8 protein-coding genes and 2 pseudogenes are annotated in these 14,240 nt (G+C 67.2%); 4 read left to right on the top strand and 6 right to left on the bottom strand.

What is annotated here, in order from left to right; genetic code table 11:
- Positions 1 to 91: 91 nt before the first annotated feature.
- On the bottom strand, positions 92 to 2,245 hold the full coding sequence (locus tag GobsT_RS06480; protein ID WP_109571244.1) for a zinc ribbon domain-containing protein: 2,154 nt from the start codon (positions 2,243 to 2,245) through the stop codon (positions 92 to 94).
- Between the two features lie 561 nt (positions 2,246 to 2,806).
- Here GobsT_RS06480 and GobsT_RS06475 point away from each other — a divergent pair.
- Together GobsT_RS06475 and GobsT_RS37560 are read left to right on the top strand one after the other, a co-directional pair.
- A complete protein-coding gene (locus tag GobsT_RS06475; protein WP_010051022.1) occupies positions 2,807 to 3,466 on the top strand; it encodes an HNH endonuclease in 660 nt (219 codons plus the stop codon).
- A 1,135-nt stretch (positions 3,467 to 4,601) separates the two neighbouring features.
- A complete protein-coding gene (locus tag GobsT_RS37560; RefSeq protein ID WP_010051692.1) occupies positions 4,602 to 4,778 on the top strand; it encodes a hypothetical protein in 177 nt (58 codons plus the stop codon).
- Positions 4,779 to 4,889: 111 nt separating this feature from the next.
- On the opposite strand, the gene GobsT_RS06470 is transcribed toward GobsT_RS37560, so the two are convergent.
- Entirely contained in the window at positions 4,890 to 5,765 is an 876-nt protein-coding gene (locus tag GobsT_RS06470; RefSeq protein ID WP_010051693.1) for an immunity 49 family protein, read from the bottom strand.
- A 176-nt stretch (positions 5,766 to 5,941) separates the two neighbouring features.
- Between GobsT_RS06470 and GobsT_RS39420 the strand changes: the two are divergent.
- Positions 5,942 to 6,289: pseudogene (locus GobsT_RS39420) on the top strand (helix-turn-helix domain-containing protein); the annotation flags it as partial.
- Positions 6,290 to 6,577: 288 nt separating this feature from the next.
- Here the strand turns inward: GobsT_RS39420 and GobsT_RS06460 are convergent.
- Positions 6,578 to 7,082, bottom strand: a pseudogene (locus GobsT_RS06460) (DUF6444 domain-containing protein); the annotation flags it as partial.
- A gap of 902 nt (positions 7,083 to 7,984) precedes the next feature.
- Between GobsT_RS06460 and GobsT_RS06455 the strand changes: the two are divergent.
- On the top strand, positions 7,985 to 8,827 hold the full coding sequence (locus GobsT_RS06455; RefSeq protein WP_148087629.1) for a hypothetical protein: 843 nt from the start codon (positions 7,985 to 7,987) through the stop codon (positions 8,825 to 8,827).
- Between the two features lie 46 nt (positions 8,828 to 8,873).
- Here GobsT_RS06455 and GobsT_RS06450 read toward each other — a convergent pair whose 3' ends face one another.
- The 3 genes from GobsT_RS06450 to GobsT_RS06440 form a co-directional block, all read right to left on the bottom strand.
- On the bottom strand, positions 8,874 to 9,929 hold the full coding sequence (locus tag GobsT_RS06450) for a gluzincin family metallopeptidase (protein ID WP_010034237.1): 1,056 nt from the start codon (positions 9,927 to 9,929) through the stop codon (positions 8,874 to 8,876).
- A gap of 536 nt (positions 9,930 to 10,465) precedes the next feature.
- A complete protein-coding gene (locus GobsT_RS06445; protein WP_050790204.1) occupies positions 10,466 to 12,199 on the bottom strand; it encodes a vanadium-dependent haloperoxidase in 1,734 nt (577 codons plus the stop codon).
- Positions 12,200 to 12,654: 455 nt separating this feature from the next.
- The gene (locus tag GobsT_RS06440; RefSeq protein WP_010034245.1) at positions 12,655 to 13,986 is read right to left on the bottom strand and encodes an IS701 family transposase; all 1,332 of its coding nucleotides are present in this window, start codon (positions 13,984 to 13,986) and stop codon (positions 12,655 to 12,657) included.
- Positions 13,987 to 14,240 lie beyond the last annotated feature (254 nt).

Raw genomic sequence — 14,240 nt, 5'->3', positions numbered from 1 at the left:
TCATCGCCGCGGCGACCGTGCTCGGGTTGGTGATGGGCGCGGCGGCAACGGGCGCGGGCGGAAGCTCCGCAACCGCGAGAGCCTGTCGCGGTCACCACCGCGCGCCCGGATCGACCGGCGGCAGCGGGCCGGCCCCGCCCACCCAGTACACGCACCCGTCGTTCAGGATCAGGTACTTCCCGTCCGGGCTGAGGACCATCTCGGTGGCGCCCGAGTAGGTCGCCCCGAGCAACCGGATGCGGGCCGACGCCGCCCCGGACACGTCGAACGAGTGCAGTTCCCAGTTGCCGAGCGTGTACAGCCGGTCGCCGTGCAGCAGGTGCCGGTTGGGGTGCCCCCGCAGGTCGATCAGCAGCTCGCGCGGCGGGTCGGCGTTCAGGTCGATCAGAGCGGCCAGGGCGTACCGCCGCTGCGTGTTCCCCCGCCCCGACCCCCACCCGAACCCGATCACCCGGCCGCCGCCGATCGCGGCGACGTGGGCGACGTTCGAGCGGATGGGCACCTCGCGCAGCACCCGGAGGGTGTCCGCGTCGACCTCCACAACGGCGCGGGGGGCCGGCCGGTGCTCCGCCGGCCCGGTCGCCACGTACACGCGGGCGGCGTCCGGGGCCACCGCGGCGCCGCCCCGCGCGCCGCGCACGGTCAGTTCGCCGCGCGGCGTCAGGGCCGGGTAGTCGAACGCCCGGAGCAGCCCGCCGTCGTACTCGCGGCCGCTGGCGTAATCGAGCGTGCGGTCGGTGCCGGACATCGAGTACAGCCGCGCCCGGTCCGCGGACAGGCTCCGCCCGGCGGAGGCGAACGTCACCCCGGCCGGGTCGTACCGGGTCGGCTCCTGCGGCCGCCCCCACGCCGACGGCGCCGCCCAGCCGGACCGCGGCGCCGGGGCCGGGTGCGTCACGTCTCCGACCGCCCGCCGGGCGTTCTCTGACGGCCCGTCGCCCCACCCCCGCACCCACTCCCCGGTCTCGTCAACGGCGACGGCGGTGACCGAAGCCGCAACCGGGGCCGCCGCTTCCAGGCGGAAGGACGGGTAGTGGTACCGCGCGAGGTGCGCGGGAGCGGTCATCCTGAGCCCCTCGGGAGCGAGGCTGAGCCACTTGACCGGTGCGCGGGTCGCCGGGTGGACCCGGGGCTGGTCCGGAGTGTTCGGGCCGGTCGACAGGAGCACCGCGTTCTGCCGCGGGGCGAAGACGGCGGCGTTGTGCGCGGGCACCCGGGCGAGCAGCCGCAGCGCGTCCGGGTCCGGCACGTCGGGCGGGGGCTCGGCCGCCTCCTCGGGCGTCACGCGGGCGTGGCGGAACGAGTCGAAGAAGCGCACCACCCGGGGCGACTCCGGGGTGACGCCCGGACCGCTTACGAACAACGTGTACAGCCGGCCGTCGACCAGGAGCATACGAAACACGTACCCCCGCCCGGGGATGTCGGGCACGAAGCACTCGTTCGACGGGTACCCGGCGGTCGGCACGGATCGGTACTGAAACTGGCGCTGGTCCGCGCCGCGTAAGAGCCTCGGCACGTGCGTCAGGTGCCCTTGGCGGAGTTGCTCCGCCGGGATCGCCCGCACCTCCTCCCAGGGCAGCTCTTCCGCCCGCATCGCGTACGTCTCGCCGTTCAGCAGCTCGCACTTGAACACCCACAACGGGTCGTGCCGGACGGCCTTCCCGGTGTGCGGGTCGATGGTCGCGATCTGCTCGGCGGAGTCCGCCGGCGGGGCCGGGAACTCCAGCCCGACCTCCGGGGCGTCGGGCGGGTTGTACCGCGTCCACCCGCCCGCGCCGTTCACGCGCTTGAGCAGCCACCACCCCGCCCCGCCGGCGGCCAGGAGCCCGACCAGTGCGACCGCGGCGCCCCCGGCGGCCCACCACCGGAGCCCGCTGCGGCGCGGGCGGACGGGGACCGCGACCGGAATCTGGCCGGCACCGGCCGGGCGCGCGGGCCGCTCCCGGCGCCGGCGGCGCGGGCGCACGGGCACGGGGCTCTCGGCCGCGGGCTCATCCGCCGGAGGGGCGGGCCGGCTCGGTCGGCGCGGGGGCGGGGCGGCCTTGGTCGGGGCGCCGTCAGCCGGGATCTTCGGGTGTGCGCGGGGCCGCGGCGGTGGTGCCTTTGGGGGCGGCGGCGGCACGTCCGGCCCGAGCGGGCCGAACACGTGGCGGCAGCGGCGGCAGAAGATTTTGGCCGTTAGAACGTCATCTTCCGGAACCGACACCGAGAACCGGCACGCGGGGCACGAAACGCTTACGTCCATCGGTCACCGTGGTTCGGGTGAGGCAATGATACCCCTGGTAACCTGGGACCGGCCAGAGTTCCGCCGCCGTTCGTCGCCACCGCCACACCGCCGGCCCCCGCACCCGCGAGTGGGACCGCGCCGCCAGCCGCCCCGAGAGCCGGGCCAGCATGACGCCGCGCGCGCGGCGCGTCCGACAGTCGGCCCGGCCGCTGTCGGAAACGTACTGCATGATGCTGTCTTGATGAACTGGTGCCCTACCCGGCGGTCAAGGCGCTCCCGCCATACGCTCGCCTGGTGTGGCGCGGGCCGGGCTTCGCCGCGACTTTGGGCGTCCGCGAACACGTCATTCGCTGAGCACCCATTTCCTCACACCACCATGCGCCTCCGCGCCGAGCGCAGTTCGGAGTATCTTGCCTGAGTAAATCAGCCGCCAGTTCGGTGATCGGGCTTCGCACCACAACCAAGGGCCTACATGTGGCCGGTCGCAATTGGTCGCGCTCCGAAACCCTTGTCGCATTTGCTCTTTACTGCCGACTCCCGTTCGGCCGGCTCCACGCGCGGAACCCGGAAATCGCAGCAGTGGCAGTGAAACTCGGCCGGACATCCGCCTCGGTCGCGATGAAGTGCTGCAACCTCGCCTCTCTGGACGAAACACATCAGCAGAGGGGTGTGAAAGGTCTGTCAAAGGTCGCCACCCTCGATCGAACCGTTTGGAACGAGTTTCTGACCGACCCTGACACGGTCAGCTTCGAAGCCGCGAAAGCCCTCGCTGAGCTTGAGTCGCGCCCCGTGCTGCCGGCGATCGAGCCGGAACTCGCACAACTCGAAGGGAAAGAGAAAGAACGAGTCGTTCGTGTGCGTGTGAACCAACACTTCTTCCGAGAACTCATTCTCACCGGCTACGGCGAAGCGTGCGCGGTCTGCGGTCTGCCGGTTTCCGAGCTGCTGGTCGCCGCACACATTGTTCCTTGGGCAACGGACGCCCGTCTCCGCATGAATCCGCGCAACGGCTTGTGCCTCTGCGGGACACATGACCGCGCTTACGAACGCGGTCTGCTCCGCGTCAGCGGCGACTACGTCATTCGGGCCGTCGTCCCCGAACGAGTTCGGTCGTCAACGGCCGTAGCCGACTGGCTCATCCGATTCGAGGGGCAGAAATTGCAACTCCCGCAGCGCTGGATTCCGTCACCTGAACTGTTGGAACGAAAACTCGCTCTGGTCAGCGGCCTGATCGCGTAGCGGTCCCGCCCCCCGGGAGCCGGGGCATCGTCGAGAAACTGATCGCGAAGATGGCGCAGGGCATCTCCGACACGCACCCGGTAATACGGCCGCTGTCTTGACGAGCCGCGAAACTCCGAAGCCCTCCCCGACCTTGCTCAGCAGCGGCAAAACCGTCTCGAACCCGGTGCGGAGCAGGTTCGCAAATGATCCGCTCATCTCGACAACCGAGAACAGGTTCCCGCCGATCCGGTCACGCAACACGGCTGCGGTCGGTTGGAACCGCTCGAAGAACCCCTGTGCGATTTCCGCAACTCGCTTGAAGGCAGGGGCCAGCGAATCACCCTGGCGAGCAGTTGCACGCCGATCTGCTGTAACGTCTCGAAGTTCGCGGCCATCTGCCCGAGCGGCCCGCGGAGCCGAACCGAGCCGCATACCTCAAGCGGGCCAGAGGCCCGCGCTCCGGCGCCGGAGTCGTGGCCTTGACTGGAGCGCGGGCCTCTGGCCCGCTTAACGTAGGCGCCGGGCGTGCGCTTCGACTTCCCGCGGAGCCGAACCGAGCCGCATACCTCAAGCGGGCCAGAGGCCCGCGCTCCAGTCAAGGCACGCCCCCCTTCCTCACTACCGACACTCTTCCGCCGCCGGATCGCGTGCGGTGCCATCAGTTAAGTAGGGGGACGGTCCGCGCGGGCACCGTGCAGCCCCGCCCCATTCGGGCGCATCGTGCGTGTGTGCGAGCTGTAACGGGGGTTACAACCCACGAGAAAAGTGCGATGGGGCCACGACTGGACATCCGCGGGGCTTCGGACTGCCGATTCGCTACCCGCTCGCTGGTCGCCGCTACCACCGAATTGTGCCCGCAAAACCCGGAGAACGCTCCCGGTGAACGCAGACGGGTTGTCGGCTTCGATGAGCGAATGCGCCGCAACGTGTGAACGGGTCGCTAGTTGTGGCGGGGATGTGTCAGGGCGTGGGTTGCTGCTGTGGGACGCGAACCGGGACCGACGGCCCCACGCGGGCCGGGAAAACTGCCGGAAGTGCGTTTTGAGGGGAATGCGATCGGAATGTGCGGGGTGTGCCGAACGGAGCCGGCCCCCCGCCCTTCCCCGCGCTCGAAGGCGAACCAGGGGACGCGACATGATTTCAGCGGGAGCGGATGGGAATCGAACCTTCGCAGAAACTGCCGGAAAACCAGCAGTTCACAAGCGAGGCGGCGCAGAAAGCGGCGCACGAGGCGATGGACCCCGAACTTGCCACACTCATCGCCAATTGGCCGAAGCTGCCCGAGGCAATTAAGGCCGGCATCTTGGCGCTGGTTAAAGCGGCAACCTGAACCGCGTTCAGCGGCTCCCTGGTGTCAACGTCTACGGAACCTCCGATTACGCTCGCAACCTGAGGTTCCGTAGGCGACAGCTTCGTTATCATCCAGCCGGACGGGATGTGGTTACGATGCGGCGGACTCCTGGAACAGCTCACCGGTCACCCACGGGCGAGGCAGATAGTCGGACTCGACCTCGATTGGGATCCCTCGATCATGGGCCAGCACAACGAGAGCGATCAGCCCGAGCGGCCACAGCGCCGTGTGGTTCCCCTTCGTCTCCTCGGGCAGGTCCGCGAATGCCGTCCGCCGTAACTCGAGCGATTCGGCCAAGGCCGCGTTGAATTTGGCGGCATCCTGAACGTCGAGGGCATTTACCATCCGGTCGTTCGCCTCCCCAATCCGCCGGTTGATGGGGCGGACCTTCGCCGGCCGCGCCGCAGCGGCGTGAATCAGGTAATCGGGGGCAAGCGGTCGGTCGGGGTCAAGGGCGGCCTCGGCAAGAGCGCGGTGCTGCTCGACGCGGTGCCGGTCGCGCTCCGGGTCCGAACTGCGGGAGGACGAACGGCGGAGGGCGTCGTAAGCGATTGGCCGCAGTTCGATCAAACAGTCCACTTGCCGCGCGACGACGGCTTGGCTAATGGCGTCCACCCACCGGCCAGAGTGAACGGAACTTTCGTCGACTCGTTCATAGAAGCTGTATGGTGGCCCGTTGTCTAGTCGCCAGGGCCGCGGCGATGCCTTGAGATCAGAGAAAACGAACGCGGCGGTGTTGGCTCGCGCAGCCACGGCCAGCGCCCAGGCGCACACACGCGGGGCGGCACTAATCAGCAGACCGTGGTGGTACGTCACCTCGGCCGAGTGGGCGAGAGAGGTCAGGAGATCGACCCGGCTCGGGTCGCGGAGGATCTCCAGCCTTTTTTGGACCGCTTCGGCCTCAAACTCGTACCGTCGCCGGCTGTCGGCAAGGTCGAGCTTGACGGCGTGTTGAGGGACGAACATGCGTGCTCCCATTGACCGTGTGACGTGCTCAACCCGGCGAGTAGCCCAGGAAGAAAGCTTGGATTTTCCAACGGTCTACCCTCCACGGTGTTGGTGGCCAGCGAAGGCGTTAAACAACGGGACCGCGGGACAGACGGAATAGACCTCATTCAGGATAGCGGCATTTTTGTACTCTAATGGTGCCTCCTGGCCGTAGTGAGAGCCCCATGATCGCGCGCCTGGACAACCTGCGGAAGCACCGGGTGGTGTTCGAGCACCTGACCGGGCTGACGGTCGCGGCGTTCGACGCGCTGGTGCGGGACGTGGCCCCGGTGATCGAGGCGGCGCACCGCCGGAAGTTGGACCGCCCGGACCGGCAGCGGGCGGTGGGCGGGGGCGACCACTTCGACCTGAGCACCGCGGACCAACTGCTGCTGGCGGTCATTTGGCTGCGCCAGTACCCGACCAACGAGGTGCTCGGGTTCCTGTTCGGGGTGTCGGACTCGACCGCCAGCCGGGTCCGGACCCGGTGCGTACCGGCCCTGGCCCAGGCGGGCCGGGACACCATGCGGATGCCGGACCCGGGGGGCCAACGCCGCAAGCGGTTGCCGGCGGTGCTGAGCGACACTCCCGGGCTGGCGGTGATCGCGGACTCGTTCGAGCAGCGGACCCAGCGGGCCTATCACTCGGGCAAGAAGAAGGCCCACACGCTCAAGAGTCCGGTGACCGTGGACGAGGCGCCGGGGCGCATCGTCCACGTGTCCGAGTCGGTGCCCGGGCGGTGGGCCGACATCAAGTTGCTGGATCGGGCGAGGCTCCCGGACGGGGTCGGTGTACTCGGTGACATGGGGGCGGACGACCGGGATCTCATGGACCTGATGAACGGCCGGGTGCGGGTTCTCCCCGGCCAGCGGGTGCTTGCAGTCCCGGCACGTGTCCGGTTTGAGGGTCCGGATCTCATCGGGGGGAGTGCAAGAGCGTGCGCTCGGCTTTAGGGTGCCCTGGTTGCCCGCCCGAGCGTTTGCCCGAGGGCCGCTCGGGTGGGGCCGATTTCACGTGCGGCGGGTCCGACGACGGGGACTTGGACGAGTTCGCGGAGTTCTGGTTGAACTGGAATTTGAGTTCAGCAACCTCCGCCTTGAGTTCGGTAATCGTGGCCTCAAAAACGCGGATATTACGGCGGCGCGCAAGATACGCAAGGCAGAACCGCTGGGAATCACGGGCAACGGCTGTCGGGCCGAGAGCCTGAATGCGTATCTTACGCGCCGCCGTAATATCGGTCACCGGCGGCGGCGGCAGGTTATCGGAGAGGCGCAGCGGCCAAGCAACACACGTCATTACGTAAGACCATATGCGACGCACATACGCCTTTGACAACATCCGAAGACATCAATCAAATTAAATTATAATATCCACAAAAACAAATGCGACAATTTAAACCTGGAAAGTTACGTTAATTTTGCGTGCCATCGATCGCCGTCCAACACCTTCGGCAGCGTTCTCCGCGCGCCCCGGAATGTGTTTCGGACCGTGCGGAACCGTCCCATGCCCGGTGACGCATGGCGACCAAGCGGACCACGGTCGATTCGATCTGATCGTATTTCGAATCGCCGACGGACCCGCGGGATACGCGGAATCGTCGGCACCAGTTCCTGGACATCGTGATTCCTGCGATGTGCGGGCCTACTCGGCCCGACCGCGATCCGCCGGCGGGCCGTCGCCCGGGCCGAGTAGGCCCGCGGGTTCTTGGCGTTGCCCAACGAGATCCCGTCTCGGGGTTGCATGCGCAACCTGCTCATGGCGGTTCAACCCGGGGCGTCTCAGCGGTGCTCCCGAGAGAGGGTCGCCGGCGCCCTGGTGAGCGCGGACGGTCACCGAATGGACTACCCAAGTTACCGTGCGAAGGGTTGACTGATCGGTTCGGGGCCGGTCGAGGCGGCTTGCGAGCAGGTCGTTGGTCAACGAATGAACGGCAGCGGGATGCGGTGGGGCGGAGCCGGTGCAGATGCCATGCGCCACCTCAGCGCCTTGTTTCGAAGCGAGAGAACCCAGTGGGATGACTACTGGGCCTCACTCGCTGCCTGAAACCGGACGGTGTGAGAGACGCTCATCACTGGCCTCCAGTTCGATCGATTTGTCACTTTGCGTAGAATCGAAATAGTCACTAAAGCTACGACCTTCTGCCAGCCGACTGATTAGCGGTGCGATCCGACTATTTCACTAACCAAGAGTCAGTGATGATGACCGCCCGCATTATCGTAATGATCGTGAGCTGCCTCTGCTTGTGTGCCTGTACCCGCGTTGTGGTCCACAAGGATCCCGGCGTCCATGACAAGGGGATTCGGTACTACCGGCCGAAGCCGTATCTGTTTATTGTGCCGGGCGAGGGTGGTGGCGGTGGCAAAGAGCCAGCGTTCACCGTGAGTCAGGGTGCTCCCATTGAGATCAAGTCGGTTCAGGCCGATCCTTCTGTCGGGGCAATCAAGCAGGCTGCCGGCCAGACGGACCCACAGCCCAAGTTGCAGGGGTTGCCCGAAAAGCGCGACAAAAATCAGCCGACGGCGCCCACTCCGACGAAGATCTCCATCTCGATGGCGTACATGCCCGACTTTGCCGAGGAGTATTCGATCCAGTTGCGACCGGGGCTCGGGATCGGCGAGCTTAACGTGACGCTCGAAAACGGGTGGAATCTGACTTCGGTCGGCATCAAGACCGACCAGCAGACGGACGAGATTCTCAAAAGCACCGCCGACCTCGTGAGCAGCGTCGGCGGCCTGCTCAAGCCGCTGGGGTTCAAGGAAGGCGACCCAGAGCCGCCGGGGCGAATCCTGGCGACCAACATCCCGTTCGGGTTCTACGAGGCCGTCATCGCACGGGATCCGAAGGGGAAAAAGCAGTTGTACGGGTGGCGGTATGTGGGCTTCATGCCCTTCCAAGGGTGCCCGGTCGAGGCGGGCGGTTCGTCGCCGGTCTGCTGCGGCGATCCAAGCGCGATCTACGGCCTCGTCATGGATAAGGACGGGATCATGCGGTTCGAGCAGATCGCGACCATTCCGACGTTACCACCGGCCGTCAAGAAGTGAGCCACGGCCACCGCTCCGAGCGTGCGGCACCGGTGGGTGCCGCCACTCAGATGACGGCCGGTAGCGGCGGGAAATCAACGTCCGACCTGATGCTCCCCTGCCGGGCGTCCACGCCACGCTCCCAGAACATCTCGACGATAGCGGCCTCGCTGTCCCGGTCGGCGGTGCCGGCGGCGATGAGAAGGCGGTTGACCGCGACGAGCGAGATGGCACCGTCGGCGAGGCCGCCGTCGTGGGGAACGAAGGAGAGGAACCCGACGGCCAAGGTGTCGGCCCTCGTCCGCCCGAATAACTCGCGGAGCGACCAGAGGCACCCGGACCAGAACTCGGTCAGCCGCAGCGGCTGACCGCCGAGGGGCCCATGGAAGTCGAGTACGCGGGAGAACGGTGGGCTTCCCGTCTGCCCGTCCCCGGCCGCTTCCCAGCTCCCCAGTCCGCGGCGAAACGCGCCCCCTTTGACACCGTCGAAGAACGTCGCGGCGAAGTAATCTGCAGTCCCCTCGGCCAGCGGTCGGGATGCGGCGGCTTGGCCGAAACCGAAGACGATCGCGTTCTGGACGGCGTGACCGTATTCGTGAAGGATGACCTCGGCGTCTTCGGCGTCCGGGGTGCCGCCAGTTGAAAGGGTCACCACCAGCGTGTTCGGGTCGAAAAAGGCACCGCTCCCGCTTCCGCTCGCGTCAACGGATACCCGAACCGCCGCGTGTGCCATGCCTATGCTCTGCAAGTACCGCTGGGCAGTGTCGATGTGGTAATACGCCATAACTTCACGGAAACCCGTATTCTCGCGAGTGACCCGGAAGTCGCCGGACGGACGGCGGATCCGGGCCGCCGCGCTCGTGGCCTCCGTGGTCACCCACGGGCCGGTCAGGAAGCCGCTGTCGTCGAGGTCGAGCAGGGCGACCTCGCGGTACGCTTCCGACGGGATCGGATCGGCGGGCGACAGACCGGGGGCGCCGAGGGCGACCATCGGGTTGGGGGAGAAGATCAGGCCGCTGCCGGTGGCCCGCAGGACTTGCTCCTCGGAGTGAATCACGCGGCCCGTGACGACATCGACGTACACCCGCCACCGGTCCGCTGGGTCCGCGCCCGCCAGGTCCACACTCCAAGTTCGGTGCACGCCCGGGCCGGCCCGGAGGTACGTTAATTTTGGGTCTCGTGTGGCTGCCACGCCCTCAGCAGATCCGACCGACCGAACCGCATGATCGACCGCTTGGTCTGCAGAGAGCACAGCCCGGTGCGGACAGGTTTGACCCGCTCGTTTGGCGCGCGCGGCCGTGAGGCAGCGGTTGGATACGGCGACGACGTGGCCGTCCGGGTCGAGGTCCACCCGGAGCCAGGCGTGGCTCAGCCGCTTACCGCGGAACCGCTGCTGGAAGAGGACGTGCTTGCCGAACCGACTCGATAGCACGCGATCGTAACCCAGCGGGGTCTGTCGCGTGTCAATTTTCAGCCGCGCGGCCCACGCGGTCAGAAAATCTTCTGCGGTCTCTCTGGCCCCGCCCCGTTTCGGCCCGATACGGTCATCGCAAATGAACCGAGGTGTCGACTTAACGGAACCGGGCTGGACGAGGCGTGCGAGTCTGTTTCTCATGGGTAAAAGCCGTTTCTGGTCGTCCGGGTTTGGTCCAGTTGCGGTCACAGCGCGCTGCTGTTGGTGTCCACCAGCACGTCGTCCACGTACACACGCCCGTGGGCGATCCGCACCTTCTTCGGCTCGCCGTCCATCTTCCGGGCGAAGGAGCGGAACGTGAACGTAGGCTTTTCGTTCGCGTCGGTGGTGATGTCGGCCAAGATGCGGGCGGCCAGCGCTTCGCCGAGCATCAGGCTGCGGGTGTTGTCCGTCCGCCAGTGGACGCCGCCCATGCTTCGCCCCATCGCCACGTTCGTCGCCAGTTTGTTCAGCTCGCCCTCAATGGTGAGCGTGTCGGCGATCGAGTCGGGCAGTGGGTTGCGGGTGCCCTCGTCCCCCTCCGGACTGGTCATGATCCCGGTGGCATAGCACTTGATCGTGTCCCCGGCGCCGTAGGGTTGTTCGCGCTCCTTGAGCGTTTTGAACGGCACCGGGATGTCGACCCCGCCCTCGTTAGTAAAGGTCTTGAAGTACGCCTTCAGCACCGTAACGCAGGCACCGGCGACGGTGGCGTGCCCGGCCCCGTAGGCCGGGTGGGTGGGGCTGCCGGCGGTGAACGCCATCGGCAGGAGGAGGCTCTTGTGCTGTTTACGAACCTCTTTCGCCGCGTCCGTGGTGCCGACCCAGCCCGGAAGGCCGTAGGGCCGCTTGCCGTTCGACCCGCCGATGCCGATTTTCTGGACGTGAACGAGGCCGCCGTAGGCCTCGGGTCGCAACCGCAGGTGAACCTGCCACTTCTGGTTCCACACCACCTTCAGCGCCCGCGTGGCCACCTCGGACACCAGCGCCAGGATGTGCGGCCCGCCGAGCACCCCGAACCCGGCCTCCCGCGGCTCCAGCCGTTGCCCGTCGCCGTACGGGTTCCCCGGCGTCCACCGGGCGCCCCCCGAGAGCAGGAGCAGGGCGGCGTTGAAGTAAGCCTGGTGAAGGGCGTCCTTGTTTACGAACCGGGCCAGGTCACGAGGGGTGGAGACGTACCGCCGGTTGGTCTCGAAGTTGTTCGCGCTGTCCTCGTTCGACTGCGGGTAAGCCTGCCCCTTGCCGTCCCGCCCGCTCGACTGGGCGCGCAGCCAGTCAGGGAACTCGGTCAGGTAGTCCCGCCCCTTCTTGTACGGCAGCTGCTTCTGGTCGATCCGCTGGGTGCCGTAGTGGACGTCGCGGATGAAGAACTGGCTCACCAGCGGCCCCAGTTCTTCGCCGGGCAATCCGAGCCGGAACAGATTCTGCGGGGTAATGTCGCTTAGAGCACCGGCCGGACCCGGCACATCGACGCCGGTGATGAGGTGGCCTGCGTCGCCGGTGTCGCCCACCGCTTCCGCGAACCGGGACTCAATTTCCGTAGCCGCGGCCGCCGCCCTCTGGTCCGTGTCGAACTGGTCGAACGGCACATCGCGGAGGAGCGCCATCCAGTACAGCTCGGTCATCTCCGCGGCGGCGGTGACGGACAGCACCTTCGGCGCGGGCGGCATGGAGTACGCGCTTGGGTGCTGCGTCAACCGATCGAATGCCAGCCCCGCTTGAGGGTTGGTGAAGGCGGCCGCCCCGGTCGCCCCGCCGAGCACTGCCGCGAACCCGGACCCGTCGCCTTGGGTGGCCGCCACCAGCTTCTTGAACTCGTCTTCGTCCACTTCCCCCCACTGATTGTGCGGGAGGGTCTTGTGGAAACTGCCCAGGCCGCGGATCCTTGCGGCCCCAATTTTAAACTCGCGAGCAGTGTCGCCGTTATTGGATTCAGCCATGCTGATTTCGCACCTTAAGCGAGAGAAGACGACTACATCGGCATCATCATATTGGATCAGACAGACCATAAAAATGATTTTTTACAGGCATACGAAAAAGTCTCTTTATCGGCAGTGTCTCTCGAAAGAAAAGTCAGGGCGGTTGGCCGCTCCATCGTCCCGGTTCGCGCGGCAGCAAGCTGATCTGGTTCGAAAACGTGTCCGCCGCTTTGGCGAAGGACAATGAATCGGATGTGAAGAACCAAGCCACCCCGACGAACTGAATGAGGGCCAGCCCCCCCTGGTAACGAGCAACAGGAGACGATGCAGCCCGGGCAAGGACGTCCGGGCTACGTCACTGGCAGCCGGTCGACTTGGCTCATTGCACGGTCCGATAAGTGCCGGTACGCCCCACGACCCGACCGGCGGTTCTGGGAGGGTGCATTGGAGCTGTAGTTTCCGCGAATCGGCCGCGCTCACGCGGCCAGATCCAAGCACCGGTGGGCGAGGTCGCGGATTTTCGCGTGGTCGTGGTGCTCGCCCACAACGGCCTGAATCTCCTGGGCCAACAGCTTGTGTTGCCAGGCCCGGCGCTTGTCCGCGTGGCTCGGGCGCCGGTTCGGGTCGTCCCACGGGGATGCGGATCGGTGCCCCACCAGGGCCTCGGCGTTCTGGTTCCAGGCCCACACCTCGGTCAGGGTGTGGGCCCACGCGCACAGGTGGAAGCACCCCACGTTCGACGGCACCCCGCGCACCTGCTGCTGACCCGCCCCGGCGACTTGTTTGAGATCCCGAAAACAGGTCTCCAGGGTGAACCGGTCGGCCACCCGCTCCAGGATGTCGGCCACGGTCGCGGTGGTGTCGGTGCCGAAGAACGCGACCCATCCGTGGGGCTCGTCCACCAACACCACCCGGATCGCCCCACCGGCCGGGCGCCACGTGGCCACGAACGTCTTGTACCGCTTCTCGACCGACTTCCCGTACACGGTGAACATGCCGGTGCTCCACCCGCCGGGGTGGGCGGCCCGCTTGGCCAGCGACACCCGCTCGGTCCCGTACACCCGCGGCCGCCCGGGCCGCCCGGGTACTCGCGCCGGTGGCACCGAGCACAGGGCCGCATCCCGGCGCAGTCGGCTCACCACCGTCACCCCGAGCTTCCGCAGCGGCTTGAGCACCGGCCCCTGGGCGTACGCCCCGTCGGCCACCACCCACACCGCCTTCCCCCACAACGCCAGCCACCCGTGCGCCCACCGCACCAAGCCCACGGCCATGGTCAGCTTGGTTGCGAACGGGGGCCGGTCCGCCGCCCGAACCGCCCCCAGGTTCGCCTTCCGGATGTACCGCCGGGCCAACAGGGGTAACGCCACGACCCCGCCCAGCGGGTGCGCCACCAGCAACCCGAGGACCACCCACACGTGCCCGTACACGAACCCGCTCCCGGCCGGCCCGGGGGTCGGGTTGTGGTGCACCCCGGCCCCTTGCACCTGGGAACCGTACCGCGCCGTCGGGGTGTCATCCAACGCGAGCACGACCCGCGGCCCGGTCACCAACGGCCGGAGCACCTCGACCAACAACCGGGTGGCGATGGCCTCGGCCCGGCGCCCGACGGCGGCCGCGGTGGGGTAGCAGCGGCGGTACTGGGACGACAACCCGGCGGCTCGGATCCAGCAACTCCGGGCCTGTCGCCCGCGGGCCAACAGCACCCCCAGGAACAACAGCGCCAACCGCCGGCCCGAGCGCCGATCCAAGGCACCGGCCAGAATCGAAAACCACTGGCACCGCGGGGCCGGAGTGTGCGAAGATGGCATCGCCGCGTCCGTTCGGGTTGGGAGGTCGTGTGGTAACGCCATCCTCCCGGACGGGCCGGCATTCGTCTACTCCGAACGTACCACCATCACCGCCCGGCCTACAAATTCGCGGAAAGTACAGTTGGTCCGGGGGGGGGGAAAGGGCCACCAACTCATCGCGGTGGTCAGTACGAAGTAGTTGGGTTGCTCGAACATGGGCTCGCCCTCGGTGTGTGGTTCGCCCTTACCCTCCCGCTGAGAGACTGTCCCATATG

This window comes from Gemmata obscuriglobus (assembly GCF_008065095.1).
GTDB lineage: Bacteria > Planctomycetota > Planctomycetia > Gemmatales > Gemmataceae > Gemmata > Gemmata obscuriglobus.
This window is presented reverse-complemented; position numbering and strand designations above follow the sequence as displayed.